Raw genomic sequence first — 26,922 nt, forward strand, 5'->3', positions numbered from 1 at the left:
GGCGGATCAAAGCAAGGTCTTTGTTGAGGTGGTTGCCAGGCACCACACGAAACACAAACTTTGCCTCAGACACAGTTTTGTCGAAACGTGGTAAATAAGCGGTTAATTTTGGTGATAATTCTTAACTTTATCTTTGTCTGAGAATGAGTGCGTCCTGATTAATCTATAGGAACGCTGGTGTTTAGGAGATCCGCAAGGGCGGTAGGCAGGCTTTGAAACGATTATGTTTTTAAGGATGTGCTGATTTATGCAATGCAATTTTCATTTAATAAAAAAGCCCCGCCTCGTAAAGGCAGGGCTTTAAGTTCCGCTTGTGATCGTTAACGATCAGCAGATTAGAACTTGTAGTTTACACCGATGCGTACTTCGTTAACGTAGGTTTTGAAGTTACGATCATTCTTGTAAAGATCAGCCGCTTTGAGGTTTGGATCAGTCAAGTTAACATTGTTTTTACCGAAGTTCTTGTGCAGATACTCGGTTTTAATTGTCCAGTTGTCTGTAACCGCATATTCAAGACCTGCGCCAACAGTCCATCCAACAACTGTTTTGGAGTTGTTTGAATCAAATGCTTGTCCGCCTTTTCCGGCCCAACATTTGCCAACAGTTACTGAGACCAGAGTGCTGTCACAGCCGAGATTGTACTTTGTATTACCCCAGGCAAGACCGCCGGTGACGAATGGCAGGAAGCGGTCGGCTGCGTAACCCAGACGGGCACGTACTGTACCATTGGTGCCAAGCTTGTCTGTGCCATAATACGGGCTGTACTGATTATCGTCGCGGCCCATCCAGCTTTTCTTTACGCTTCCGAAAGAGACGTCAGCTTCTGCACCGAGAACGACATTGTTGTCGAACTGCCAGTTGTAACCAGCCTGCAGGCCACCAAAGCCACCTTTGATTTTCTGTTCTTTGGCATCTGGATTGTTGACGTCGTGTGAGCGACCCCAGCCGTAACCGGCATGCGCACCGATATAACCACCGGTCCAGCTGAATGCGGAATATTCAACCGGTGCTGGTTCTGGAGCAGAAACAATAGCGTCTGCGGCGAAAGCCTGACCGGACAGTACAGTCATGGCGAGAAGGGCTACGATTTTTTTCATATCAAAAGTCCGTTCGTTAAAGAATTTGAACTGACCATATCGGTAAAAAAATTAATGAACACCCTAAAATTATAGTTTAAGAATTGCTAATCAATATTTGCCAAGTTGCTGAAATATCTTGTTTTTCCATAATACTGGACGCGAAAATACACTTAAAATATATTAACTGATTGAAAATCAAAATGTTAAATTATTTTAGAATGAAGTAATTTTATATTGATTTAATATATTTTAGATTTTCTTTATATATTGTTTATTGGTTTTTACAATTGTTTATGTTGCAAAAATGTATCTGTTTTTCTGTGTGAATTCTAAATTTATTTTCTGCAAAGTTGTGATTTTCATTCAAAAAGCCCGGTTTTGAAGAATCGAACAGCAGTTTTGAGGTGTTTAAAGTATTTCCTCTTCAGAGGTCTCTGTTTGGTGCACTCAGTGGCAAAATCCTGAATTTAAATTTTCAAAAAACGAATTTTTGACGTTTACGCAAACGTCAAAATTTATTAGGCTGATGTTCGAAGGTGCCGTAAAGTTTTTTGCTGTCTCATAAAAATGACGGTTTTCACGCAAGAGTGCATACTGTCAGACAGGTCCCGTGATAGGCTGTTAAAGGCGATATGGGAAAGCGTGCAGATGCTGCCGGAGAGGAGTCCGGTCGTATCAGGGCAGTAAGAGAACGGCACCACAGGGCGCAGATCAGTCTGTGTTCTGAATGTTTGAATGATAACGCGCGGGAGAGGTGGCGTCTTCATGAACACCTCCGCCTGCATTCCGGCAGAGCAATCATCTGCTGACGTCAAACTTGGAGGAAGTGCATGCCAGTCTATCGCGCGCCGGTTCGGGATACACAGTTTATTCTGAATGATGTTTTGGGCGTCCAGTCCCGTAATGATCTGTCGTCTTATGCGGAAATGAGCGCAGACACGATCGAAGCTATTTTGCAGGAAGGCGCAAAGCTCGCCGAGCAGACATTGTTCCCTGTCAATTATAGCGGGGATCGTGAGGGCTGCGAACGTCTGCCCAATGCTTCTGTGAAAGTGCCGCAGGGTTTCAAAGAGGCCTATGATCAATATTGTGCCGGTGGCTGGGTTGGTCTTGCCGCGCCGGAAGAATTCGGCGGGCAGGGATTGCCATATCTGCTGCATGCAGCGGTGGGGGAATATATGTCATCCGCCAATATGGCGTTGATGATGTATCCGGGGCTGACACAGGGTGCGATTGCTGCCATCATCACCCATGGTACCGATGAGCAGAAGCAGGCCTATCTGCCAAAGATGATTGAAGGCCGCTGGTCCGGCACCATGAACCTCACCGAACCGCATTGCGGTACGGATTTGGGCTTGCTGCGCACCAAAGCTGTGCCGCAGGCGGATGGCTCCTACAAGATTACCGGTTCGAAGATTTTCATCTCTGCCGGTGAGCACAGCATGACCGACAATATTATCCATCTGGTGCTGGCGCGAATTGAGGGCGCGCCGGAAGGTAATAAAGGTATTTCGCTGTTCATCGTGCCGAAGTTCAATCTTGATACCAATGGTGAGGCGGGCACACGCAATGGCGTGGCTTGCGGCTCTATCGAAGAAAAGATGGGCATTCACGGTAATTCCACTTGCGTAATGAATTACGATGAGGCGACCGGCTTCCTGATCGGTGGTGAAAACAAAGGTCTGCGTGCCATGTTCACCATGATGAATGAAGCACGTCTTGGTGTGGCGCTGCAGGGGTTGGCGATTTCCGAAACCGCCTATCAGAATGCCGCTGACTATGCCCGCGAACGTTTGCAGGGGCGTGCGCTGACCGGTGCGAAATATCCGGATAAAAAAGCCGATCCGATCATCGTGCATCCGGATATCCGCCGCACGCTGATGACCATCCGCGCTTTTAACGAAGCTGGTCGTGCTTTGTTGCTTTCAACCTCGCTGCAATCCGATATCGCCCATCATTCTGCTGATGAAACTGCACGTCAGCTGGCCGATGATCATGTCGGGCTGCTGACACCGGTTTTGAAAGGTGTGCTGACCGATAAGGGTTTCGACCATGCGGTTATGGCTCAGCAGGTCTTTGGCGGCCACGGCTATATTGAAGAAAACGGCATGAGCCAATATGTGCGCGATGCCCGCATCACCATGATTTATGAAGGTGCCAATGGTATTCAGGCTCTTGATCTGGTGGGGCGCAAACTGCCTGCTAATGGTGGTCGTGCGCTGATGGCCTATTTCAAGGAAATCAGTGATTTCTGCGAAGAAAACCGCAGCGATGAAGCCCTGTCTTTCTACACCAAGCATCTGAAAAAAGGCCTGAACGATCTGCAGGGTGCATCTATGTGGCTGATGCAGAATGCAATGGCCAATCCTGATAATGCCGGTGCCGCCTCAACTGATTATATGCATCTCTTTGGTCTGGTCGCATTCGGTTATATGTGGTCGAAAATGGTGAAAGCCGCACAGGCAAAGCTGAATGCCGGTGCTGGTGACAAAGCCTATTATGAGGCTAAACTTGTCACAGCCCGTTTCTATATGGAGCGTATCATGCCGGAAACGCAGTTGCGCTTAGCACGTATTCAGACCGGTGCCGATACGATGATGACACTACCGGAAGATGCTTTTTAAGATCAACTAAACGCGTCTTAAAAAGTCGGAAAAGTTGGGAGTTAATTGAACTATGGCTGATGCTTTTATTTATGATCATGTGCGCACACCGCGCGGCCGCGGCAAGAAAGACGGGAGTCTTCACGAAGTGCCTGCGGTGCGCCTTGGTGCCAAAGTGCTGGAAGCTCTGCGTGATCGCAACGGCATTGATACTGCAAAAGTAGACGATATTATTTTCGGCTGTGTCGATCCGGTGGGGGAAGCCGGTGCGGTTATTCCGCGATCAAGCGCTTTTGAAGCAGGATATGATTTTAAAGCACCGGGTATGCAGATTTCGCGCTTCTGCGCTTCCGGTCTTGATGCGGTTAACCTCGCTGCCGCTAAAATTGCAGGTGGCACGGACGAACTGGTGATTGCCGGTGGTGTTGAAAGCATGTCCCGTGTTGGCATGGGGATGTCCGGTGGTGCATGGTATATGGACCCGTCGGTTGGTTTTCCGAGCTGGTTCATGCCGCAGGGTGTATCGGCTGATCTGATTGCCACGAAATATGGCTTCTCCCGCGAAGATGTGGATGCTTATGCGGTGGAAAGCCAGCGCCGTGCAGGCGAGAGCTGGAAGAAGGGTTATTTCAAAAACTCCGTCATTCCGGTGAAAGACGTCAATGGTCTGACTATTCTTGATCATGACGAACATATGCGCCCGACCACCGATTTGGCGGCTTTGTCCGGTCTTAATCCGTCTTTTGTGATGCCGGGGGAAATGGGCGGCTTTAATGCTGTCGGTATTCAGGCGCATCCGGAAGTGGAAGTGATTAATCACGTTCACCATGCAGGCAATTCATCAGGTATTGTTGATGGTGCGGCGGGTGTGCTGGTCGGTTCCAAACGTGCGGGTAAGATGCTGGATATCAAACCGCGCGCCCGCATCCGTGCTTTCACCAATATCGGTTCCGATCCGGCATTGATGCTGACAGGCCCTGTGGATGTGACAGAGAAACTGCTGGATCGCGCCAAGATGAAGCTCTCTGATATTGATCTGTTCGAGCTGAATGAAGCTTTCGCCGCCGTGGTGCTGCGCTATATGCAGGCTTTCAATATTCCTCACAACAAAATCAACGTGAATGGCGGCGCGATTGCCATGGGGCACCCTCTGGGTGCAACCGGTGCAATCATTCTCGGCACTGTGCTCGATGAGCTGGAACGACGTGATCTCAATACAGCACTGGTTACCTTGTGTATCGGTGCAGGTATGGGCACGGCAACCATCATTGAGCGTGTGTGAGGGAGGGTAGTCCAATGACAAATTACAAGAATTTCAAAGTTGAAACCGGCGCAGACGGTATTGCTGTTGTCACATGGAACATGCCTGACAAAAGCATGAATGTGCTGACCGAAGAAGTACTGACCGAACTCGACAAGATTATCGATCAGGTTGTGGCAGATGCGGCGATTAAAGGCGCGGTGATTACGTCCGGCAAGGATACATTCTCCGGCGGTGCCGATCTCACCATGATGCAGGAAATGCTGGCGCGTTTCAAAAAAGAGCAGAAGCAGGATGCTGACAAAGCTGTCCGGAACCTGTTTGACAATGTCGGACGTATGACCGGCCTGTATCGTAAGCTGGAAACCTGCGGAAAACCTTGGGTATCTGCGATCAACGGCACTTGCATGGGCGGTGCGCTGGAACTGTCGCTGGCTTGTCATGGCCGTGTGGTTTCCGATGCGGAAGGTGTGAAACTGGCGCTGCCGGAAGTTAAAGTCGGCCTGTTTCCGGGTGCTGGTGGTACGCAACGAGTACCGCGTTTGGTCAACCAGCAGGATGCCCTGCAGATGATGACCACCGGTTCGAGCCTCACTGCCGCCCGCGCCAAAGGTATGGGGCTTGTGCATGAAGTGGCTCCGGCGAGAAAGCTGGTGGAAGCCGCTAAAAAGATGATCCGCAACGGGTTGAAGCCTGTTCAGCCTTGGGATGAGAAGGGCTTTAAACTGCCAGGTGGCGCGATTTACTCCGCTGCCGGTGCCAATCTCTGGCCAGCGGCGACAGCCATTCTGCGCCGCGAAACTTCCGGTAATTATCCGGCGGCACTGACCATTCTCAAATGCGTTTATGAAGGTCTGCTGGTACCGTTTGATACCGGCCTGAAGATTGAACAGCGCTATTTCACGCATATTCTGCAGACCACTGAAGCGCAGTCGATGATCCGCTCGCTTTTTGTATCCCTGCAGGAGCTGAACAAGGGCGCGCGCCGTCCGGAAGGTATCAAGCCGACCAAATTCAAGAAAATCGGTGTTATCGGTGCCGGTTTCATGGGGGCAGGTATTGCTTATGTCACTGCCAAAGCCGGGATTCCGGTGGTGCTGATTGACCGTAGTCTTGAAGCAGCAGAAAAGGGTAAAGCCCACTCCGCTGACCTGATTGCCAAAGAGATGCAGAAAGGCCGGATGACAGCAGAAGATAAAGACAAGCTGCTGGCATTGATTACGCCTTCTGCCGATTATGCGGCGCTTGATGGTGCCGATCTGGTGATTGAAGCTGTGTTCGAAGATCGCGGCGTCAAGCAAGCGGTAACCGAACAGGCAGAAGCGGTGCTGGGGCAGAATGCAATTTTTGCTTCCAATACCTCGACCCTGCCGATTACCGGTCTTGCCAAGGTCTCGCAGCGTCCGAAAAACTTCATCGGTCTGCACTTCTTCTCGCCTGTCGACAAGATGATGCTGGTTGAAGTGATTATGGGCAAGAAGACCGGCGAAAAGGCTCTGGCAACAGCACTGGATTATGTGCGCGCTATCAAGAAGACGCCGATTGTCGTCAATGATACACGCGGTTTCTACGTCAATCGTTGCGTGCTGCGTTATATGTCTGAAGCCTATAATATGCTGGTGGAAGGCGTGCCGCCTGCGATGATCGAGAATGCCGCCAAAATGGCCGGTATGCCGGTCGGGCCGCTGGCACTTAATGATGAGACGGCGATCGATCTGTCGCAGAAAATTCTCAAGGCAACGCTGGCTGATCTGGGTGACAAGGCTGTTGATCCGCGCCATGTTGAACTGGTCAACACGCTGGTGGATAAATATGACCGCCTTGGCCGCAAGAACGGCAAGGGCTTCTATGATTATCCGGCACGGCCTGCCAAGAAACATCTGTGGCCTGAGCTGAGCACACTCTATCCGCAGCAGGATGCGGACAAGGTGGATGTGGAAGTGCTGAAAGAGCGTTTTCTCGTCACTATCGCTCTGGAAGCAGCCCGTGTGATGGAAGAAGGTATTGTGACCGATCCGCGTGAAGCCGATGTCGGCTCCATTCTCGCTTTCGGTTTTGCACCTTATACCGGTGGCACACTGTCTTACATCGATGGTATGGGCGCAAAAGCTTTCGTCAAACTGGCGAAGAAGTTGCAGAAGGATTACGGAGCGCAGTTCAAGGCACCAAAACTCCTGACCGATATGGCCGAGAGCGGTGAGACTTTCTATCAGCGTTTCAATCCCTATAAGGCCGCGGATAAAGCTGCTTAAAGCATTTCCAGCAAAAGTGGGAACCGGTTTTGCGTCCGGAAATGCTCTAACACGCAGTTTTGATCGGGAATGATAAAATGGCGCGGATATCTCTGCGCCATTTTCGTTTTTGTTGATGTTCTGATGTATGAGCTGAGTTATACTTATGAGGATTTTATTCCTTCGGATGGCTTATGTTTACCCATGCAGAACTCTGGTCAGCCATTGATAGTGTGGCAAAGCGGGCGCAATTGACGCCATCCGGTCTGGCACGGCGTGCCGGGCTTGACCCGACGACGTTTAATAAGTCCAAACGCTTTGCGGCGGATGGCAGGCCGCGCTGGCCGTCAACGGAATCTCTGGCTAAAATTCTGGAAGTCACTGCAATGGATGTGATGACATTTGCACAATTGCTGGCAGGCGAAAAATCTATTAATCCGCAGCAGAAGAAGCATGACAATGAACAGGAGTGAGTATGCGTAAACCGGCGACCCTTCGGACAATCCTGCCGCCGATCCTTGCTTTCAGTGTTGGTGCTACTTTATTTGCCGCCTATGTTGCCCCGTTTTACGGCGCGCTTGATCGTGAAACAGGCAGCGGTGAAACCGGTATTGTCGTAGAAAATTTCGATCTGCCGGAAGATATGCCGCCGGAGCGTTTGCCGTCCGGTACTCTTGCCGGATCTTCAGAAGGCGAAGAAAACAATACACAGCCGGATAATCCTTTGCCTGATGTTTCCGGTGAAATGCAGACTAAGCCTCTGGAACGCGTAGAGCCGCGCCCGCCTTTGAGCGATCTGGGGCTGGCTACGCCGGTGCAGGAAAAAACACCTGAGGCAACACAATCTGAGAAACTGACTGAAGAGCAGGCGGCCGCAGGCGGTTTGTTCTATCGTCCTGTGGCATTGGCTGCAGGCAGACTGGCTGTGGGCAATCGCACGATCGAGCTGAACGGCATTGATATTGTCGAGCCGGATGCATCCTGTTCCGATGTGAACGGTGACGTTTGGCAATGTGGTATGCAGGCACGCACAGCATTTCGCTCATGGCTGCGCGGTCGTGCTGTCAGTTGTAATATGGATGGTGTTGAGCAAAATCAGGAGCTGATCCGCACAAGCTGTACATTGGCGGGTACGGATGTTGCACTCTGGCTGGTGGAAAATGGCTGGGCGCGCGCTACTTTCGGCGGCCAATATGCAGACAGCCAGATACAGGCTGAGAAAATGCTGCTTGGTGTTTTTGGCCGCAAGCCGGTAACGGATATGCCGCAAAACTCAGGGGGTCATCCGGCTGGTATTGCGCCTGCACCATCATTGCCTGCGGAGAATCCGGTGCCTGATATAACTGCGCCTGAACTCACCACGCCGGCACAACCGGTTGCGCCGGATTTACCGTTTCCACCTGCACCCCAGCAGTAAAATACAAAAAAGCCGCGTTTCAGAAACGCGGCTTTTTTCTTTTTATTTGAAGTCTCAGGCGCGCTTGAGTGCTTCCGCAATCAGACCGCGTGTTTCATCGATGCCGTACAGCGCCACGAATGAACCAAAACGCGGGCCGCGTTCCTGTCCGATCAGCACTTCATAGAGCATCTGGAAGAACGAGACGGACACGCCTGGGCCGCCGTCTGGGCTCTTCTTATTGTGGTCCTGATAACGCTCGATAACACGCGCCACATCCAGAATAGCATTCTGGATTGTTGTACCGTCTGCACCGTTGTCCAGAGCTGCCAGTGCTGCATCCAGATCACGCAATGCTTGGCTTTCAACTTCATCCGGCGCACGGAATTTCTTGCTCGGCTTTACGAAATCATTGAAGTAGCGGATGGCATATTCCACCAGAGCATTGAGTTCCGGATGGGTGGCCGGTGTCGCCCCCGGTGCATAACGCGAAATAAAGCCCCACAAAGTACTGGCATTTTCCGCATTGGATGCACTGACAAGGTTCAGCAACATGGCAAATGGCACCGGCAGATCAACCTTCGGCGGGTTGCCGTAATGCTGATGCCAGACCGGATTGTTCAGGCGTGCCGCCCAGTCCTGCTTTTCATAGGCTGCCAGATAGGTGAAATATTCATCCACGGCTTTCGGAATCACGTCGAAATACAGCTTCTTCGCTGTTCTCGGCTTCTGGAACATATACAAGCCGAGGCTTTCGGTCGGTGCATAGGTCAGCCATTCATCAATGCTGATGCCATTACCTTTGGATTTGGAAATTTTCTGGCCGAGATCGTCGAGGAACAATTCATAGACGAAATGCTCAGGCGCACGACCGCCAAGAATTTCACAAATCTTGTCGTAGATCGCCTGATTGGTCTGGTGATCTTTGCCGAACATTTCAAAGTCAACGCCGATCGCGGCCCAGCGCATGCCGAAATCCGGCTTCCACTGCAGTTTCACATTGCCGCCGGTGACAGGCAGTGTTGTTTCAACGCCGTTTTCATCGTCAAAGGTGATGGTGCCTGCTTTGGCGTCAACCTTTTTCATCGGCACGTAAAGCACGCGGCCTGTAGTTGGCGAGATTGGCAGGAACGGGCTGTAAGTGGCGCGGCGTTCTTCACCCAGTGTTGGCAGCATCACGGCCATGATGTCGTCGTAGCGCTCGGCAGCTCGCAGCAGCACTTCATCAAAACGGCCGGACTTGTAATATTCCGTGGCACTGGCGAATTCATAATCGAAGCCGAAAGTGTCGAGGAAGCGGCACAGCATGGTGTTGTTGTGATCGGCAAAGCTCTTATAGTTGCCGCCAAACGGATTTGGCACAGCCGACAGCGGCAGCTGCAAAGCTGGTTCAAGCGCTGCACGATCCGGCACATTTTCCGGAATCTTGCGCATGCCGTCCAGATCATCCGAGAAGCAGATGAGCTTGGTTTTGACTTTATCTTCGGTCAGAACGCGGAATGCATGGCGCACCATGGATGTGCGTGCAACTTCGCCGAAAGTACCAATATGCGGCAGACCGGACGGGCCATAGCCGGTTTCGAAAATAACGACTTCGGGAAAGCCGGTTTTCTCGTACCGTTTTATGATTTTCCGAGCCTCTTCAAAGGGCCACGCTTTCGCCTGTGCTGCTGCCGCAATCAGGTCGGGCGCAAGGTCGATGTGGTTTGAGCGGTCGGTTGTCATAATATCTTTCCTGATAGGAGGTGTTGGTTTGAAATATCCGCACTTTTTACGGGTACGGACAGACAGGTCTATGGTGAGATGCGGGTTTCGTCAATGATGTGCTGCGCTTTCTTTACAAGCGCTGGGGGATATGATGCGCTTTCTTTGCAAGCGCGGGTGTGTAATGCAAAAATGATGGGGGTTGTGTGCATTATCCTCAGGCTGAAATGCAGTTGAACACTTGTTAAGCCCTGTGGAATAGTTTCAAAGTCATAAAAAAGCCGATGCAGGAGTTCTTGGAAATGAAAATCACGCCGCAGGATGCGCTGATCTATATTATGGTAACAGTTTCAGCTGCGGATACGCGGATGACAGATGCGGAATTGTCCTCCATCGGAAATCTTGTGCATCGCCTGCCGGTTTTTACCGGCTTTGATGATGAAAGAGTGCCGGAAATTGCCGAGCGCTGCTATGAATTGCTGACCAAAGATGATGGTCTGGACCGTATTCTGGATATTGCCCATCAGGCTCTGCCGGAAAAACTTTATGAAACAGCCTATGCGCTGGCTGTTGAAGTGGCCGCAGCCGACCTGCATGTTGAACAAGAAGAGCTGGCATTTTTGCAGCTGATGCGTGATCTGTGGAATCTTGACGAACTCAGCGTTGCTGCCATTGAGCGCAGTGCGCGCGTGCGTTTCCGCAAGCTGTAATCTGATGATGAGCGCATCCTTTTTGAGATGCGCTCATTTTTCCTTAATAGAAATCGACCGGAAAATAGCGCAGATACAGGTCGTCCAGCACACCTTTGCGCTCCAGTGCATTGAGTGCATTATTGAAGGCGAGACGCAGATCAGAATCCTGCTTGCGCAAAGCAATCGTCATTCCCTGTCCGAGAAACTCCGGTGCCGGATAGGCGCCGCCGATAAAGCGGCAGCAGGAGCCGTCCGGCGCGGTATTGCCTGATATCGTGCTTGGGTTCATCCAGAGCGACAGGCTCATTGCGTCACCGAAAAGCAGCTGGATTTTGCCATCTCTGAGATCCTTATAGAGAAGCTCGCTGTTGCTATAAGGACTGGTTTTTGCTTTCGGGAAATAGGTTTTCAACAAGGCTTCATGGGCGGAACCGGCGAGAACACCGACTGTTTTCCCGTCAGGTGAAAAGTTCTTATCGGCCAGTTCCGATGTTCTCACTGTCACAAAACGGGCTGGCAAGCTGAAATAAGCGCGGGTGAAGCTGAGTGTGGTGCGTTTTTCCCGATCCGGTGTCAGTCCGGCAATCAGCGCATCAGTTTCGTTTTTCTGCAAGGCGGGAAGCAGTTCATTCCACGGGCGGGCTTCGATCAGGCAACGACTGGTGATCGCCAGTTCCTGACAAAGCGCACGGATCAGATCAATATGATAGCCGCTCAGCCGTCCTTGCGGGGAGAGGTTGTTGAAAGGCGCAAAGTCTGTGCCGGTCAGGAAACGTATCTGCGTTCTTTGTGAAATATCCGGTTTTGCCGGTTTCTGGTCATCTCCCGCAAGATAGGGCGGGGCGGCGTAGGATGCCGAGATGCCGGAGGCGAGTATCAGCAGGATCGCAGAGCCGACGGCTGCGCAATATTTTAACGCCCGTTTGAGCGGGGCGGAAAGAACATCATTGCGCATTGGCTGACTGCAGCTCCTGTTGGTTTGTCCGGATTTTGCTCAGTATAAAATTTTCTCCCCTTTATAGAAAGCAGAACCCGTGTGAATAATAAATTTATTTTTTGAACAATAATTAATGTTGGTATTATTGAAATTGAATGATTTGTATATTGTACTTTTTACAGTTGATATTTTTTTAAAATGATTATTATTGTTAATTTATCGTAAATTTCAAAATAGTTTTGTTTTGTTGCTTCTAATTTAATTGAGTTGATTTTGGTTAAATATTCGCGGGGGTGAAATGACACTACATTTGTTGTTTACACAAAGCTTTATAAAACTCTGCGTGGCATTTTCGGTTCGGCTTGTCGCGGCGGGATTGGGTAAAGCGGATATTATTGCGGCCTTTGCCAGCGCTGCACGGCATAATACGTCTTTTAATGATGAACTCGTGCATAAAGGTGCAATTTCTGAAGCGGCACTTTACAGGCTTTGGGCTGAAGAAACGGGGCTGACTTATGATGATGCGCCGGATGCGGGGGAGGTTTTGTTGCGCCCTTTTGACGGGCCGGCTCGTCTCAGCAGCATCCGCCATATATTGATCGCGGGGCCTAAAGGTCAAAGCCTGCTTTATATGGCACCAGATCTTCGGGAATTGGCGATGCTGAAATTCTACTTGCGGCAATATCCTGAAATGCGTGAGCGTTTAAGACTCTGTCCGCCTTCTGTATTGGTGGCGCTATTGCATAACCGGTATGGCAAAGCCGCTGCCGGACGGGCACAAAAAATGACACCCGCACATCTTTCCGCCAGTCTGGTGCTGAACGGCTGGCAAGGTTTCTGTTTCGCGGGCTTGCTTATCGGGCTGTTATGGATGTTTCTGACAGAGGGCGGTTCCCATCTGGCCTTTCTCTATTGGGGCATAACATTGTTTTTCTTTGCATGCGTAACCATTCGCCTTCTGGCGGCGTGGAATGCACGGCCGCTGCATATCAGACCACTGGCACCATACCGGTTTCATGATCTGCCGGTTTATACTGTGCTGGTGCCGCTTTATAAGGAGGCAGGGATTGTACGGCAGCTTATACAGGCGCTCAGTGCCTTGAACTGGCCGGTTACAAAACTGGATATCAAACTGATTTGCGAGGCTGATGATAGTGAAACTCTGGCAGCGCTGTCACGGCATAAATTACCTGCGCAATTTGAAGTTCTGAAAGTACCCTCTATTGGCCCGCGTACCAAACCCAAAGCTCTGAATTATGCATTGCAATTTGCCCGTGGCGAATATCTTGTCGTCTATGATGCGGAAGACAGGCCGCATCGCGATCAGTTGCTGGAGGCTTGGCAGACGTTCCGGCGTAGTGGCAGTGATCTGGCTTGCCTTCAGGCGCCGCTGGTGATCGGAAATTTCAGCTGTAACTATCTGACGCGCTATTTTTCTTTTGAATATGCAGGATTATTTCGCGGGCTTTTGCCATGGCTCAGCCGTCGTGGTGCCGTGATGCCTTTGGGCGGAACATCCAATCATCTCCGGCGCAAAGTGTTGCAGAAAGTCGGTGGCTGGGACAGCTATAATGTGACGGAAGATGCTGATCTGGGGATGCGTCTGGCACGCTTCGGTTACAGAGTGGACGTGATTAACCGTCCGACGACCGAAGATGCACCGGAAAATTATAAGGACTGGAAAACGCAGCGCACCCGCTGGTTCAAGGGCTGGATGCAGACATGGCTGGTGCATATGCGATCGCCTGTGCAAACCTGCCGTCAGTTAGGTGCAGCACGTTTTAGTCTATACTTGTTATATACAACAGGTCTGCTGTTATCCGCTTTGCTGCATCCTTTTATGCTGGTCAGTCTGACTTGGGGTATTGCTCTAACAATCTCCGGTTATCACGACCAGTCGGTTGTGGCTGCGGTTTTGTTTAATGGTCTGAATTTGCTGACAGCTTATCTGAGCTTTCATTTGCTGTGTCAGAAAACGCTGCGTTATGAAGAAAAATGCCGGTATTTTTATCTTTGGGGTGTGCCTTTATATTGGCTTCTACTGTCCGTTGCATCATGGCGGGCATTTTATCAGATGTTCACTGCACCCCATCACTGGGAAAAAACACCGCATTTTCCTAGCCGTATTGAGAGCGGGTTAAAATACGTTGAGGACGACAGAAGGACTGTGCAGACTTTACCGGTGCATTATGCACAGGAAGGCATAATCATCCGGCCGGATTGTCACAAAACCGCAATATAAATCATAAATAGTCCGGCTGTTCTTTTCGGGGCGGAGTATGCGCTTTTCCGGAAAAACATTTGTAATCAGCAAAATAAATGTATTCTGTGAAACTGTGCTGCTATCGGAAAGATAATATGCGCATCTGTTGGAATAGAACATAGCAGGCTGCAACAGGGCAGGCATAAAGGCGGCATTCAGATCTATGGTTACCGGTCAGAAACAGCAAGGCGGCGTTTCAAACATAATGGCATCAGATACGGGCGGAGAGCGGAGACAGGAGAATAGTCAGCAGAGATTGCTAAAATCTTTGCGTAAATCGGCGTCCTCTTTACTGATAATTTTGCCGTTGTTTTTACTGCTGCGCTATTGGGGTGTTTCCGTAACTCTTGCTGCGGCAGGCTGTCTGCTGCTTTTTATTCTGGTGATTGCTCTGGCGTTTTTCAGTACACCGAAACCAGTTGCGGTTACGACCAAAACCGGCAAGCGGGAAGGGCCGTTGTCGCGTCTGTCCGGTGAGCGGCTTGCCGATTTTCTGCCTGATCCGCTGGTGCTTTTTGATACAGACGGTACGATCCTTTATGTCAATCATGCAGCTCGCGAAGCATTCCCGCCACTGGCTCGGGATGCGTCTCTGTATTTGTGCTTTCGCTCGCCGGAAATGCATTCACTGATACAGGGTATTATTGCTGACGGGCAGGCGCGGTCATCGGATTATCTGGAGCGGCTGCCGTTTGAGCGCTGGTATCGTGCTTCGGTCATGACTTTTGAAACGGCAAAAGGTGAAGCGGATTGTTTTATCCTGATCTTCCGCGACCAGACGGAGTTGCGCCGTATTGACCGCATGCGGTCAGATTTTATTGCTAATGCCAGTCATGAACTGCGCACGCCTCTGGCTTCATTGCGCGGTTTTATTGAAACGCTGCAAGGCCCTGCGCGCGACGATGCTGCTGCGCGCGAGCGTTTTCTTGGCATTATGCAGACACAGGCAGACCGCATGTCGCGTCTGATCGATGATTTGCTGTCTCTTTCCCGTCTGGAAATGAAGGCTGCTATTCCGGTTAAAGAACGCATTGATATCGGGCAGGTGCTGAGCCATGTGGTGGAGACATTGGCACCAATGGCCTCCGGTGTTGGCGTAACCATTGAATGGACAAAGCCGGATCATCCGGTCTGGCTGCCCGGCGACAGGGACGAGCTTATTCAGGTGTTCCAGAACCTGGTTGAAAATGCCTGTAAATACGGACAAGCGGGCAAGCGTGTTATTGTCAGCCTTGATGAGCAGGGGGGCGAAGCAGCACCAACCACTGCAGATGCATTGCGTGGTTTTTCCGTCAGCGTAGAGGATTTCGGCCCCGGTATACCGGCGGAGCATTTACCCCGTCTAACCGAGCGTTTTTACCGTGTCGATGTGGATAGCAGCCGCGCCCATAAAGGCACGGGTTTGGGGCTCGCCATTGTTAAACATATTCTGACCCGCCATCGCGGAAGGTTGATCGTGCGCTCGCAGCTTGGAAAAGGCGCTATATTCACGGTCGTATTTGCTGGCTCATAATCATAGGGTGCGATCCGCGGGCGGGCTAATCAGCGTTTAACGCCGCGGATCAGCTGCCATTTCAATGGCCGCAGAGCTTGCCAGAATGACGTGGCGCGTAAACGCGCCATTATTTCTTTATGCGCTTCATAGAGGCGGCCACGTAAAGTGGCGCAGACGGTGAGGCGTTTGAGCGGAATGATCAGATCACAATTCTGCAATTTCCAGTCTTCGTCGCCAACGCCTAAATCAAGACAATTATAGCCTTGCTCTTTCAGGTCTTTGATAAGCAGATAATGCAATACATGGCCGGGGGAATATTTCGCCCAGTTTTTCAGATTAGAGGCAATCATGATGCCGTAATAATGTGGCCCGCTGATCAGCCCCCACATACAGGCGAGAATTTCACCATTCAGTTTCAGTGCAGAAAAATGCAGCACACCGGCTGATTGAAATACCCGTGTTGCTTCATTGAAATAGTGAATTTTCTCAGGATATTGCTCAAATCCCGGTACATGCGTTTCAATAAAACGCTGTTGTTTTTCCCGTAACATGAAGTCCAGCAATGCCTGATTTTCAGCGTCATTTTTCGCTGTAAAGAACTCGCAATCGCCTAATTCATGGAGGCGGCGGAGTTTGCGCCGGATAATTTTCGGGCGCACGAGGCTTTGCTGTATTCTGTCCCAGTCATGAGACAATATATTGGCATGGCTGTCCGCTGAGTTGCTCTGATTGGCCAGCAAAAATATCGGATTGGTCAGATTGCCCAGTTTTTCAGGCATATTATTAAAATCGGCAAAATCAAAAGCCGGCAGAGCTTTCTGTATCTGCTGCCACACATTTTCTGCCTGCGCACGGGTCCAGATCATTCCGCAGGCAAACAATACGGGCGCATTATAATCGGCCACGCCCTGATCTGTAAAAGACAGGATGCGCGTTCCGTTACGCACAAAGATAGCCAGAGGCAGAAACATAACCGGTCTGCCGTTTTCTGTACGAACTTCGATAAGGCACAGCTCGGCCTTCAATGCCGGAGCATAGGTTTCTTCCCAGATTTTCAGAAATGTTGTGGTCTGAAAAATATGATAATTCGGACTTGCATGGCTATGCAGTTTGCCGGGCCCGTTTTTTTCAGCGGCAGGCCAGTCGCCGGAAACATCGTCAACGGACTTAAAGCAGCGGATCTGATAAGTCGGGCATAGGGAGATGTGCGGATCAGAACTGAGGGCAAGATATTCGCTTTTAGGCACCTGAGCAGGTTCGATCAGGCTTAAATCCGGCTCTCCCCGGGAAAGCTGTATCGAACTGATTAATGCCATGCCGCTTTGCCCTGTTTTGTTCAATGATAGTCAGGCGTGATGCTGAAAGCCGTTTTGCGTTTGATTGAAAGCTGAGGCGACTCTGGCAGAATTGTGTAAACAATGTCCTAGGGAAAATTTTGAAACACAGAATTATTATATCGCTTTGCGGATAAGCAAAAACAGGTCATTGCTTTGTAGTATTTGAGTGAGTTTTATTTAAGTGAAATAATAATATTAAGGCATTTTGATAATATAGTCTGCCAGCCATGTTCCATGGCGGTGTTAATTGCATTTTATATGTCTTATGCCTATATGCGCGTGATAGCCGATGCTCAGACAAGCAGGATGTAAGATGGCGGTCTCAATCATTATCAAAGCATTGAATGAAGAACGACGGATTGCCGCCGCGCTTGAAAGTGCTCTTGCAGCTTTGCCTGACGGGGAGGGTGAAGTTATTCTGGCTGACAGCGGTTCCCGCGACCGTACAATTGAGATTGCAAAGCAATATCCTGTAAAAATTGTTCAGATTGAAGCGCCTGCCAAAGCCAGTTGCGGATTGGGGCCTCAATTGGGCTATCAGTATAGCAGCAGCTCTTTTATCTGCCTGATGGACGGTGATACAGAACTGGCACCGGACTTTATTATCGAGGCGCTGAAATATCTGGAAGCAAATCCGCGCGTTGCCGGTGTTACCGGTCATGTGATGGAGCGCAATAATGAGAGCCTTGAATATGTCCGGCGCGGCTTGCGGAAAACCGCGTATAAAGCAGTCGGAACGATCGACCGTATTAATTGCGGAGGACTTTACCGGCGCGAGGCGATAGAAGAAATCGGCTATTTGTCTGACCGTAATCTGCACAGCTATGAAGAATATGATCTGGGTGTGCGGTTGCGTGCCAAAGGCTGGACATTGTTTCGTCTCGACCGGCGCTTCGTGTATCACACGGGGCATAGTGCCAATGCATACAAGCTTCTAATTAAGCGCTGGCAGTCAAAATATATTCGCGGCATCGGAGAATTGCTGCGCTCGGCAACGGGCAAGCCACATTTCAGGATGTTGTTTGCCGAATTGCCGGAATTGCGACTGTGGATGGCAGTTTATGGATGGATTATCGCTATGCTGCTGGTGCTGGCTGTCTTGCCAACCGGTATTGCGCTATTGATTGATCTGGCGATGATTGCTGCTGCAGTAGCTTTGATGAGTGTGAAACATCGCAGTTTTTCAATAGGGCTCTATTCAGTTACAGCGTGGTTTTTCCATGCAGCGGCACTGCCGCTTGGCTTTTTCACGCCGCGCAAAAATCCTGCTGCTATGATCGAGAGCAAAATCATTCAGGAAAACAAGCATTAGAGCATTTCACAGTCAAGTTGGGTCAACTTGACGCCCGTGATAATGCGACCAAATAAAGAATTGAGACGCGAGCGCTATGATCCAATCTGGACGTAAACCGCTCTAGAGCGACGGACACCTCTTCGGGTGCAATAAGGTCGCTCTAAACTGAGTTCTGTTTTGCCCTGCGCATCAAGCGTAACAGCACCAGCCATGCGCAGATGGCGATAGAGATTTCAATCAGATAGATCGAAATAAATGTACCTGTCGGCGGCATCAGCCATGTGGCAAATGCCAGTATCGGCGCGCCGATTATATTGCCGGTGTTAAGAATAGCCGCGCGATAACCGTGCTCACCGGCAGATCCCATCACCTCGACGCTGACAGACCATAATGCATAGAAAATAATGACCCAGCACAGCACCTGCGTAAAATATACCATGGACTGATATTCCTGACCGAAAATCAGTGGCAGATATGGTGCCAGAAAATAAACAAATGTCGCTGTGAAAACGGAAATACCCAATGCCATCAGCGTGGCTTTTTGTGCCAGAGGCCAGGCTTTGTCGATGCCGTTCGCACTCATTTTGGCAAAGCGGGGATAGAGCAAACGGCTCATGGCATCAATATTCAGATAGCTGCTGTCGACAATCCGTCGTGCAACGCCGTAGCTGCCGATGACTGCGGGGGAGAGGAGAAGACCAAGCAGCAGCAAGTCGATATTCTGGCGAATTGCGCGGAAGATGAACGGGGTGGCAAAGAAGATACCGAGTTTGATTTCCTCACGCATAATATGGAAGATAGGTTTGCCCAGCCGCATTAAAAACAGCCAGTATATTCCGGCAACTAATACGTGGCAGGCAAATTGCCACCAGGCCCAGCCGTTAATGGTGCTGACGCCAAACACAACACAAGCCAGAACCGCCGCAAGCGTACGGGCAAGGGCGAAGCCGACCACAGAGAGATTGGCTGCTTTGAAATTGCTGTGTCCGATATAGACGGCCTCAGCCAGCAAAATCATGCGCAGCAAGACAATATTGGTGACAAGATAGAGAAAGAGACTGATCGTGTTGGTAACAGGATCAGGTGAGAATTCGATCCAGTAGGGCAGGATAAGCATTCCGGCGGCTACGAGCAGAGCACCGCTAATACCGATCAATATCAGATTGTGACCGAGCATGACCGGATATATTTTTTTATTCTGCGCCACGCGCCGCAGCAGGCTTTCAGCGCTGCCAATGCCGCAAATATGCACGACAATGCTGGTGATTGCCATGATAGTGATGAACATACCAAATTCAGCCGCGCCGAGAAAACGCGCGAGAATAGCAAATGTCGCAAGCTGTGCTACACTTGCCATGATGAGGCTGCCGCTGGAAGCCATATAGGAGAGGAGCGACGGTAAATATCGTCGGATACGTGCAGACATGCGGTTGTCCGGCAACTCCGTTTCACTCATAGTTTTATTTCCCTTGTCGCAGCCTCTCTATAGCATTTTCCTGTGAAAGGGAACAATTTTAGACCGATTTAGGCCGGAAAACAAAAAGGCAGGGGAAGCCTGTTATTAATTATTATAAGTAAAATTTAAAATAATGCTTTTCATGAAATCTAATACTTAAACTATGCCGATGAGGCTTTGTTAACCTTTTTTTTTAATATCTCTGTTACTGCATAAGTAGATACAGCAATTGAGCCCTCTATACGGGTTTTGCCTCAAGCGATTAGAGATGTCTGATGTATACGCTGCAAGAATTAGCTAAAAAAGCCAAACCCGCGTCTGCCGGCAGCCGTGGTGCAGAAGCTGTTTTGCAGCCGGATACAGATATACGAGCCTCTCAAACCGCTTCTGCACCTTCGCAACAAGATTATGCAGACAGTGACGAGGCGCGTTCTGCACAGCGCAGCTGGGTTTTTCCGGTTGTTGGTTTTTCAGATATTATCAATTGGTTGCTGCGCTTTTGGTGGCTGATCCTGCTGCTCGCTCTGGTGGGGGCAGCTGTCGGTATAGGTTTTGGTAAAACCGCCAAGCCTCGTTTCACTGCGGGTTCGGATATTATTGTTGCACCATCAAATTTGCAGGTTGTGCCGAATGATGTTTATGCCACCAGTATGCAGGCAGAAAGCCAGCTGATGGATATTGAAAGCAAGCTGCGCTTGCTGACATCCGGTAATGTGATGCAACGTGTGGTCGACGAACTGAAGTTGCAGGATGATCCGGAATTTAACGGAACAGAGAAAACATTATTCTCCGGTCTTCTGGGTGAGCCGAAGAAGGATGATGCAGTTGATCCGCAACAGGCAAAGAATATCGCAGCCTTGCGTGAATTGTCATCACGCGTTGAGGCGCGCCGTCCGGAACGCTCTTATCTGATTAATCTCACTGTCTGGGCACGGGAGCCTGAAAAGGCCGTTATATTGGCAGATACTGTCGCCAAGGCCTTTCAGGATGAAGTTGCACAGAATGAGCGGGATGGTGCCGCACGCGCTGCCCGTGCTTTGACAGAACCGCTGAGTGAGCTGAAAAAAGCTGCAACTGAAGCTGAAATGAAAGTAGCGCAGTTCCGTAATGCGCAGGGGCTTCAGACCGGCAATACCGGTGAGCTGGTCAGTGCGCAGGCTTTGACAGAAATCAATTCACAGCTTGTCGGCGCTCTGAGCCGTCAGGCCGAGGCAAAATCCCGTTATGCAGAACTGACCAGTGCCGGCAATCAGGCTCTGGATCCGTCCGGTACATTGCAATCCCCGACGCTGACTGCACTGCGCACACAATATGCGACCCTGAAACAGCGTCTTGATGCTATGACCATGACTTATGGTCCGCGTTATCCTGAACTGGCCAGCACGCAGTCGCAAATTGCAGGCCTGCAGGCACAAATTTCGCAGGAAACGTCACGGATTTTACGTGCCGCAAAGCTGGATCTGGATCAGGCAAATTCTGTGGTCGAAACTTTGCGCCGCCAGATCGAGACTGCACGGTCAGCGGTTTCCCTCGATACGGATGCACAGGTTACGCTGAATGATCTTGAACGAGACCGCCTGACAAAGACAACTCTGTATCAGACCTATCTGACCCGTGCGCAGGAAATTGCCCAGCGCCAGCAGATCGATGCGACCAATATCCGTATTGCTTCACCGGCCTTGCCACCGAAAAGCCGCTCATGGCCTCCGGGTACAGCCCTTCTTACTGTAGCCGGTGCCGTTGTCGGCGGCGGTCTCGGTACTGGTTTGGCTTTGCTTTTCGGATTTATCGGTCTCTTACGTGCACAGTCCCGCGCTTCTTATAAAAAATAGTGAAGCAGGTTGCAGATGATCCGCACCTCCGGCATGAGCGATATAAGGGGTTTTCTTGCTGCGACCTTATTCATGGCGCAGTTCTTTTACCTCTGGGTGACGATCGAGCCTTTTCCTGCGGAAACGGCTTCGGCGGCGGCTGAAGGCGGCTCAAGCCTGTTTAACCAGGTCGTTTCCTTGCTGCTCTTTGCCAGTGCTATTTGTTATGTTGCCCTCAGCCCGTTAAAGAAGCTGGTATTGCAACCCAGACCTTTAATCGTGTTGCTGGTCATATGGATTTTGCTCGCGGCGCTTTTCTCTGCAGAGCGGGTTGAATCCTTAAAACAGCTTATTCTTTCCTGCATCATTATGCTCAATGCCTCGGTATTCCTGCTATTGCCGCGTTCTGAAGAGCAATTCGCCAAAATGATTATGGCAGGGCTGTTTGTTATGCTGGGGCTTGCCTATTTCGGTGTGATGTTCAAGCCGTTAGTGGCTATACATCAGTTCAGTTCCGAATTAGGCGATGAGCAGTTAGGGAATTGGCGCGGTCATTTTGCCCATAAAAATGTTGCCTCTGCAGCCATGCTGGTCAGTGGTTTCTTCGGGCTTTACCTGAAAGATAAAGGCTATAACCTTGCGGGCTGGCTGATCCTTGTTTTGTCGGTGTTCTTTTTGATGCATACCGGCGGTAAGACATCGACGGCCATGTTCCCGATGATCCTGCTGATTGCCTATGTTTTCGAGAAAATTAAATGGCTGCGCGTGCCGATTGCTGTCGGGGGTGTGTTAACGATCAATTTTTTAACGGTCGGCGCTGCACTGATACCGTCTGTCTATGAGTTTATTACCTCGCTCGGCATTGATGCCAGTTTCACCAACCGTTCGGATATCTGGCGGCTGGCTGTAGGGGCAATGGCTGATAGGCCATTGATCGGGCACGGGCTTCATGGCTATTGGCTGACGGACGCTCTGGTTAATAATGATACAGTGGAAAACTGGTCTCCGCGTGCTTTTAACGGTCACAATGCATGGGTCGATGCGTTAATTAATCTCGGTGTCGTAGGTTTTTTTCTTGTCTTTATTTGGATTTTAGTGCTGCCATTACTTTACATCAGGCGGATTTCACAGCAAAACCTCTATACGCCTGTTGTGCGGCTTTATGTACGTATCTGGCTTTACGGTTTGTTTGGGGGCGCGCTTGAAAGTGTATTCTTTGAAACCGGCAGTTTATTATGGTTCAGCGTTATGATGGCTCTGTTCGGCTTGCGTTTGCAGGCATTGGCAGTGCCGGTTCCTTATGACGATGTGCCCCCGCTTGCGTTCGCATCAGGCAGTATCGGAGTGACACGGTGAAGCACAAAATTAAATACTGGGTCGCTCGTTTACAGGCACGGCTGATGTCCCGCCTCGCTCCTAAAACACTTCATGTGCCAACGGATCATGCGGTGATCACATTCACTTTCGACGATGTACCCGACAGCACTTTGTATTATGGCGCGGCCATATTGGAAAAATACGGATTGCGCGGAACATTTTATGTCGCCGGAGGGCTCGCTGGTACATCAGAAACCAGCCGTAAACTGATTACCGAAAGCGGAATTCGTGAACTGGCGGAGCGCGGGCATGAAATCGGGTGCCACACATTTTCACATGCGAATGTTGCGGCACTTAAGGATGCGCAGTTGCAAAGTGAGATTGACCGAAACCGGTCTTTTCTGAGCCGGATTCTGGGAGATAACAAAGGCGGACATGGTCCGAAGTTTAATTTTGCCTATCCCTATAATGCGGTGTCCTATTTTGCCTATCGGCGGTTGGCGCGCAATTACCGTACTTGCCGCGCCGGAGAGAACCGGATCAATCGCGGGGCAATAAGCCCGCAAATGTTGTATGGTATGGAAATCCGCCAGCCAGAGGCGCATTCACTGCAATTGACGCGGGAGATTGATGCGGTGAAAGCGCAGCCGGGCTGGCTGATCTTTTTTACGCATGACATTTCTGAAACACCGACATCCTATGGCTGCACACCGGCGACCTTTGAAAAACTGGTTCAATATGCGGTGCAAAGCGGATGTGAAATTTTAACGGTTGATGAAGCACTGGATGATTATGCATCTGCACATGCTGTGTGATGTGTAAATCCTGTCCGGATTTATAAAGCTTTAGAGCGCCAGACACCCCATTGGGCGCATAAAACTCGCTCTGACACTTTAAAATGAGAGTATGATTTCTGTTTCAAGTTTAAGAAATTATGCTCGGGCCTGCTTGAGGGAACGCATGACCTTAGATGAGAAGCAGATGCGTCTGCTGGCAATTAATAATTATTTTTACCGGCGTGGCGGGGCGGAAGCGATCTTTCTCGATCATATGAGCCTGTTTGAGGATATCGGCTGGGATGCCGTGCCTTTTGCCATGCAGCATCCGGATAATCTGCCTTCAGACTGGTCGCGCTATTTTGTTTCTGAAATTGAATATGGCCGTGAAAGCTCTGCGCTGACCAAAGTTAAGCAGGCTGCCAAGATCATTTATTCCCGCGAGGCGCAGCAAAATCTGAGCCAATTGCTGGAAGCCGCGAAGCCGGACATTGCACATGCGCATAATGTCTATCACCATTTGTCACCGTCAATTTTTGCGACGCTGAAGCAGCATAATATTCCGGTTGTAATGACCGTGCATGATCTGAAACTGGCCTGTCCTGCTTATAAAATGCTGGTTGACGGTCATGTTTGTGAGCAGTGCAAAGGTGGCCGGATTTATAATGTGGTCGCCAATCGCTGCATTAAAGGGTCGGTTTCGCTCAGCGGGCTGGTTTTTGTCGAAACTGCTGTTCACCGGATGCTCGGCCTTTACCGCAATAAAGTTGACCGCTTTGTGGTGCCGAGCCGTTTCTACCGTGAGAAGCTGATTGAATGGGGCTGGCCGCCGGAGCAGCTGGTCTATATTCCGAATTTCGTGGAAACGGATCATCTGAAGCCGGTTTATGAGGCGCAGGACTATCTGCTGTTTGCCGGTCGTTTGGCACCGGAAAAAGGCCTCAAGACGCTTATCACTGCGGCGGCAAAATCCGGTGTGAAATTGGTCATTGCCGGTACGGGGCCTGATGAGGCCGAATTGAAAGCACTGGCAGCGGAACTCAATGCGCCGGTAGTTTTCGCCGGTTATGTGACAGGTGAAAAGCTGCATCGTCTGATCGGAGAGGCAAGGGCGCTGGTTCTGCCGTCTGAATGGTATGAAAATGCGCCGGTCAGTATTCTGGAAGCCTATGCGCTTGGCACACCGGTGATCGGCGCGCGTATCGGCGGTATTCCGGAGATGATCCGTGAAGGCGAAACCGGTCTGACCGCCGAGGCCGGTAATGCTGACGATCTGGCTGCACAACTAAACCGTATGGCTGCTATGCCGCCTGCGGAGCGTAATCGTATGGGACTGGCCGGGCGCGAATGGATTTTGAATGAATTCTCGGCTGAAGCCTATCGTAATCGTATGCTCGCTCTTTATGCTGATCTGGGAGTACGCGCATGAGTAAGCGTCCCAAAGTGATGATGCTCGGTCTGCGCGGTGTGCCGCAAGTGCAGGGCGGTGTAGAAAAGCATGTTGAGGAGCTTGCCCGCGTTTTCGTTGAAAAAGGCTGGGATGTCGAAGTGCTGGGGCGCAAACCCTATCTGACCCAGAAAAAACCTTATCAGTGGGAGGGTGTACAGGTCACGCCGCTTTGGGCGCCGCTTTCCACGAAATTTGAAGCGATTGCTCATACGTTTCTTGGTGTTCTGGTGGCGGCAGTTCGTCGACCTGACATCCTGCATATTCATGCGATCGGACCGGCTTTGCTGACTCCTTTGGCACGATTGCTTGGGCTTAAAACCGTCGTTACCCATCATGGTTTTGATTATAATCGCGATAAATGGGGCGGGCTTGCTCGCAAAATGTTGAAAACCGGCGAATGGGCAGGGATGCGTTTTGCCAGTCAGCGGATTGCTGTTTCCCGTCATATTGCTGAGGCTATGGCAGAGCGCTATCAGGTTTCCGCACAATTCATTCCCAATGGTGTGACCTTGCGGGAAACCGGTGGGGCAAGCGCTGTATTGCAGACATTCGCGCTGGAGCAAAAGAAATATGTGGTGATGGTTGCCCGTATCGTGCCAGAAAAGAACCAGCATGATTTGATTGCCGCTTTTGCTGCCATGCAGGCTGCGGGTTATCACACGGATAAGAAACTGGCGATTGTCGGTGCCGCCGATCACCAGTCACCTTATGTCGATCAGGTGAAAGCTCTGGCTGCCAAAACGCCGAATATCGTGCTCACCGGCATGCAACGCGGCGATGATCTGACGGCGCTTTACAGCAATGCAGCTTTGTTTGTTTTGCCGTCCAGTCATGAAGGCATGCCGATCGCGATGATGGAGGCAATGGGCTACGGATTGCCGGTTCTGGCCAGTGATATTACCGCCAATCTTGAGGTCGGCTTGCCGGAGGCTGATTATTTCCCTCTCGGAGATACGCAGGTCTTAGCAAAGCAGATGGCTGAAAAACTGGATCAGCCTTTCAGTGCAGAGCAGGCGGCTGAACAGAGTGCGGAAATTGCAAAAAATTACAGCTGGTCTGGAATCGCAGATCAGACTTTGGCGGTTTATCAGCGCCTGCTTTAAGTTTTGCGCGCTGAGTAGTGCAAAAAGCAGCGCATTTCTTGCTTTGCCTTTGCACTATATGCGGATGAATTAATGCCGCTTGCGCATGATGCGCCGGATATCAGGACAATAAAAAAGGCGCTGAAAAGCGCCTTTTTGTCTGAATGTATTTTCAATTAGCGGGCGCGGCGGCGCTCTGCAGTCGGCTGGAAAGCCAGCTTGGAATGATAGCTGCAATAAGGGCTGGATTCACCGGATTCATGGCCGCAGAAGTGGAAATCTTCATGCAGCGGATCACCGACCGGCCATTTGCATGTGCGTTCTGTCAGCTGCAGCAGGGTCAGGTGACGGGAAATCGGCACAACAACATTTTCATTGTGACGGATAATCGGTTCCGCAACGGCATCAGCCAGAACTTCTGCCTGCAGTGCTGCGGCACCGGAAGTTTTCATCACTGTGGCACGCATTGTCGGCTGCGGTGCACTTGCACTGCCGGATGACATGCTGCTGCTTGATGTTGTTGTCGGGCGTGGTGCAGCGACCGGAGCGGGAGCCGGTTTCTTGCTGCGTGGCGCGGCAGTGGTTGTTTTGCCGCGTCCGGATAGTTTAAGCCGGTGCACTTTCCCGATCACCGCATTGCGGCTGACGCCGCCCAGCTGGGCTGCGATCTGGCTTGCACTCAGACCTTCACTCCACAATTTCTTGAGAAGCTCGACGCGTTCATCTGTCCAGTTCATT

General features: G+C 50.6%; 19 protein-coding genes and 1 pseudogene. 14 read left to right on the plus strand and 6 right to left on the minus strand.

Annotation, left to right across the window (positions count from 1 at the left end; translation table 11 throughout):
• Positions 1-335: 335 nt before the first annotated feature.
• Positions 336-1,097: an outer membrane protein gene (locus tag K1X45_RS13455; protein WP_220159138.1), complete on the minus strand. Its 762-nt coding sequence runs from the start codon at positions 1,095-1,097 to the stop codon at positions 336-338.
• Between the two features lie 812 nt (positions 1,098-1,909).
• On the opposite strand from K1X45_RS13455, the gene K1X45_RS13460 reads away from it, so the two are divergent.
• The 5 genes and pseudogenes from K1X45_RS13460 (at position 1,910) to K1X45_RS13480 (ending at position 8,591) form a co-directional block, all read left to right on the plus strand.
• Positions 1,910-3,703 carry an acyl-CoA dehydrogenase C-terminal domain-containing protein gene (locus K1X45_RS13460; RefSeq protein WP_220159139.1) on the plus strand — a complete coding sequence of 598 codons (1,794 nt, stop codon included), beginning with the start codon at positions 1,910-1,912 and terminating at the stop codon, positions 3,701-3,703.
• A 52-nt stretch (positions 3,704-3,755) separates the two neighbouring features.
• Positions 3,756-4,964, plus strand: a complete 1,209-nt coding sequence (locus tag K1X45_RS13465; RefSeq protein WP_220159140.1) for an acetyl-CoA C-acetyltransferase — start codon at positions 3,756-3,758, stop codon at positions 4,962-4,964.
• Between the two features lie 14 nt (positions 4,965-4,978).
• On the plus strand, positions 4,979-7,195 hold the full coding sequence (locus K1X45_RS13470) for a 3-hydroxyacyl-CoA dehydrogenase NAD-binding domain-containing protein (protein ID WP_220159141.1): 2,217 nt from the start codon (positions 4,979-4,981) through the stop codon (positions 7,193-7,195).
• Positions 7,196-7,368: 173 nt separating this feature from the next.
• Positions 7,369-7,608: pseudogene (locus K1X45_RS13475) on the plus strand (helix-turn-helix transcriptional regulator); the annotation flags it as partial.
• Positions 7,609-7,649: 41 nt separating this feature from the next.
• The gene (locus K1X45_RS13480) at positions 7,650-8,591 is read left to right on the plus strand and encodes a thermonuclease family protein (protein ID WP_220159142.1); all 942 of its coding nucleotides are present in this window, start codon (positions 7,650-7,652) and stop codon (positions 8,589-8,591) included.
• A gap of 54 nt (positions 8,592-8,645) precedes the next feature.
• On the opposite strand, the gene K1X45_RS13485 is transcribed toward K1X45_RS13480, so the two are convergent.
• On the minus strand, positions 8,646-10,295 hold the full coding sequence (locus tag K1X45_RS13485; RefSeq protein ID WP_220159143.1) for a lysine--tRNA ligase: 1,650 nt from the start codon (positions 10,293-10,295) through the stop codon (positions 8,646-8,648).
• 281 nt (positions 10,296-10,576) lie between these two features.
• On the opposite strand from K1X45_RS13485, the gene K1X45_RS13490 reads away from it, so the two are divergent.
• Complete coding sequence (locus K1X45_RS13490) at positions 10,577-10,984, plus strand: tellurite resistance TerB family protein (protein WP_028233671.1); 408 nt, start codon at positions 10,577-10,579, stop codon at positions 10,982-10,984.
• 43 nt (positions 10,985-11,027) lie between these two features.
• Here the strand turns inward: K1X45_RS13490 and K1X45_RS13495 are convergent, their stop codons facing one another.
• Positions 11,028-11,921, minus strand: coding sequence for a transporter substrate-binding domain-containing protein (locus K1X45_RS13495; RefSeq protein WP_220159144.1), 894 nt, complete (start codon positions 11,919-11,921; stop codon positions 11,028-11,030).
• A gap of 280 nt (positions 11,922-12,201) precedes the next feature.
• Here K1X45_RS13495 and K1X45_RS13500 point away from each other — a divergent pair, with 280 nt between their 5' ends.
• Together K1X45_RS13500 and K1X45_RS13505 are read left to right on the plus strand one after the other, a co-directional pair.
• Positions 12,202-14,145 carry a glycosyltransferase family 2 protein gene (locus K1X45_RS13500; protein WP_220159145.1) on the plus strand — a complete coding sequence of 648 codons (1,944 nt, stop codon included), beginning with the start codon at positions 12,202-12,204 and terminating at the stop codon, positions 14,143-14,145.
• Positions 14,146-14,371: 226 nt separating this feature from the next.
• Positions 14,372-15,679: an ATP-binding protein gene (locus K1X45_RS13505; protein ID WP_220159146.1), complete on the plus strand. Its 1,308-nt coding sequence runs from the start codon at positions 14,372-14,374 to the stop codon at positions 15,677-15,679.
• A gap of 29 nt (positions 15,680-15,708) precedes the next feature.
• Here K1X45_RS13505 and K1X45_RS13510 read toward each other — a convergent pair whose 3' ends face one another.
• Positions 15,709-16,977: a GNAT family N-acetyltransferase gene (locus K1X45_RS13510; protein ID WP_220159147.1), complete on the minus strand. Its 1,269-nt coding sequence runs from the start codon at positions 16,975-16,977 to the stop codon at positions 15,709-15,711.
• 334 nt (positions 16,978-17,311) lie between these two features.
• Here K1X45_RS13510 and K1X45_RS13515 point away from each other — a divergent pair, with 334 nt between their 5' ends.
• Positions 17,312-18,310 (plus strand): glycosyltransferase family 2 protein, encoded by a 999-nt coding sequence (locus tag K1X45_RS13515; protein WP_220159148.1) that lies wholly within the window; start codon positions 17,312-17,314, stop codon positions 18,308-18,310.
• A gap of 142 nt (positions 18,311-18,452) precedes the next feature.
• On the opposite strand, the gene K1X45_RS13520 is transcribed toward K1X45_RS13515, so the two are convergent.
• Positions 18,453-19,748: a lipopolysaccharide biosynthesis protein gene (locus K1X45_RS13520; RefSeq protein WP_255560422.1), complete on the minus strand. Its 1,296-nt coding sequence runs from the start codon at positions 19,746-19,748 to the stop codon at positions 18,453-18,455.
• Positions 19,749-20,023: 275 nt separating this feature from the next.
• On the opposite strand from K1X45_RS13520, the gene K1X45_RS13525 reads away from it, so the two are divergent.
• From K1X45_RS13525 to K1X45_RS13545, 5 genes are all read left to right on the plus strand, one after another.
• Positions 20,024-21,580, plus strand: coding sequence for a GumC family protein (locus tag K1X45_RS13525; RefSeq protein WP_220159149.1), 1,557 nt, complete (start codon positions 20,024-20,026; stop codon positions 21,578-21,580).
• Positions 21,581-21,595: 15 nt separating this feature from the next.
• Positions 21,596-22,915, plus strand: coding sequence for an O-antigen ligase (locus K1X45_RS13530; RefSeq protein ID WP_220159150.1), 1,320 nt, complete (start codon positions 21,596-21,598; stop codon positions 22,913-22,915).
• Between the two features lie 44 nt (positions 22,916-22,959).
• Entirely contained in the window at positions 22,960-23,691 is a 732-nt protein-coding gene (locus K1X45_RS13535) for a polysaccharide deacetylase family protein (RefSeq protein WP_220160509.1), read from the plus strand.
• A gap of 145 nt (positions 23,692-23,836) precedes the next feature.
• On the plus strand, positions 23,837-25,081 hold the full coding sequence (locus K1X45_RS13540) for a glycosyltransferase family 4 protein (RefSeq protein ID WP_220159151.1): 1,245 nt from the start codon (positions 23,837-23,839) through the stop codon (positions 25,079-25,081).
• The gene (locus K1X45_RS13545; RefSeq protein ID WP_255560424.1) at positions 25,078-26,205 is read left to right on the plus strand and encodes a glycosyltransferase family 4 protein; all 1,128 of its coding nucleotides are present in this window, start codon (positions 25,078-25,080) and stop codon (positions 26,203-26,205) included. The genes K1X45_RS13540 and K1X45_RS13545 overlap by 4 nt, the downstream gene beginning before the upstream one ends.
• A 155-nt stretch (positions 26,206-26,360) precedes the next feature.
• Here the strand turns inward: K1X45_RS13545 and K1X45_RS13550 are convergent, their stop codons facing one another.
• Positions 26,361-26,921, minus strand: a complete 561-nt coding sequence (locus tag K1X45_RS13550) for a GcrA family cell cycle regulator (RefSeq protein WP_022711114.1) — start codon at positions 26,919-26,921, stop codon at positions 26,361-26,363.
• Between the last annotated feature and the right edge of the window lies 1 nt (position 26,922).

The sequence above is a fragment of the Pseudochrobactrum sp. Wa41.01b-1 genome (assembly GCF_019464455.1).
Classification (GTDB): domain Bacteria; phylum Pseudomonadota; class Alphaproteobacteria; order Rhizobiales; family Rhizobiaceae; genus Pseudochrobactrum; species Pseudochrobactrum saccharolyticum.

What these genes read in the sequence shown, in the direction of transcription:
- K1X45_RS13525 (WP_220159149.1), top strand. Translation starts at nt 20,024, where the DNA reads ATGTATACGCTGCAAGAATTAGCTAAAAAAGCCAAACCCGCGTCTGCC.
- K1X45_RS13490 (WP_028233671.1), top strand. Translation starts at nt 10,577, where the DNA reads ATGAAAATCACGCCGCAGGATGCGCTGATCTATATTATGGTAACAGTT.
- K1X45_RS13495 (WP_220159144.1), bottom strand. Translation starts at nt 11,921, where the DNA reads ATGCGCAATGATGTTCTTTCCGCCCCGCTCAAACGGGCGTTAAAATAT.
- K1X45_RS13550 (WP_022711114.1), bottom strand. Translation starts at nt 26,921, where the DNA reads ATGAACTGGACAGATGAACGCGTCGAGCTTCTCAAGAAATTGTGGAGT.
- K1X45_RS13500 (WP_220159145.1), top strand. Translation starts at nt 12,202, where the DNA reads ATGACACTACATTTGTTGTTTACACAAAGCTTTATAAAACTCTGCGTG.
- K1X45_RS13455 (WP_220159138.1), bottom strand. Translation starts at nt 1,097, where the DNA reads ATGAAAAAAATCGTAGCCCTTCTCGCCATGACTGTACTGTCCGGTCAG.
- K1X45_RS13505 (WP_220159146.1), top strand. Translation starts at nt 14,372, where the DNA reads ATGGCATCAGATACGGGCGGAGAGCGGAGACAGGAGAATAGTCAGCAG.
- K1X45_RS13520 (WP_255560422.1), bottom strand. Translation starts at nt 19,748, where the DNA reads ATGAGTGAAACGGAGTTGCCGGACAACCGCATGTCTGCACGTATCCGA.
- K1X45_RS13460 (WP_220159139.1), top strand. Translation starts at nt 1,910, where the DNA reads ATGCCAGTCTATCGCGCGCCGGTTCGGGATACACAGTTTATTCTGAAT.
- K1X45_RS13480 (WP_220159142.1), top strand. Translation starts at nt 7,650, where the DNA reads ATGCGTAAACCGGCGACCCTTCGGACAATCCTGCCGCCGATCCTTGCT.
- K1X45_RS13485 (WP_220159143.1), bottom strand. Translation starts at nt 10,295, where the DNA reads ATGACAACCGACCGCTCAAACCACATCGACCTTGCGCCCGACCTGATT.
- K1X45_RS13540 (WP_220159151.1), top strand. Translation starts at nt 23,837, where the DNA reads ATGACCTTAGATGAGAAGCAGATGCGTCTGCTGGCAATTAATAATTAT.
- K1X45_RS13530 (WP_220159150.1), top strand. Translation starts at nt 21,596, where the DNA reads ATGATCCGCACCTCCGGCATGAGCGATATAAGGGGTTTTCTTGCTGCG.
- K1X45_RS13535 (WP_220160509.1), top strand. Translation starts at nt 22,960, where the DNA reads ATGTCCCGCCTCGCTCCTAAAACACTTCATGTGCCAACGGATCATGCG.
- K1X45_RS13510 (WP_220159147.1), bottom strand. Translation starts at nt 16,977, where the DNA reads ATGGCATTAATCAGTTCGATACAGCTTTCCCGGGGAGAGCCGGATTTA.
- K1X45_RS13515 (WP_220159148.1), top strand. Translation starts at nt 17,312, where the DNA reads ATGGCGGTCTCAATCATTATCAAAGCATTGAATGAAGAACGACGGATT.
- K1X45_RS13465 (WP_220159140.1), top strand. Translation starts at nt 3,756, where the DNA reads ATGGCTGATGCTTTTATTTATGATCATGTGCGCACACCGCGCGGCCGC.
- K1X45_RS13545 (WP_255560424.1), top strand. Translation starts at nt 25,078, where the DNA reads ATGAGTAAGCGTCCCAAAGTGATGATGCTCGGTCTGCGCGGTGTGCCG.
- K1X45_RS13470 (WP_220159141.1), top strand. Translation starts at nt 4,979, where the DNA reads ATGACAAATTACAAGAATTTCAAAGTTGAAACCGGCGCAGACGGTATT.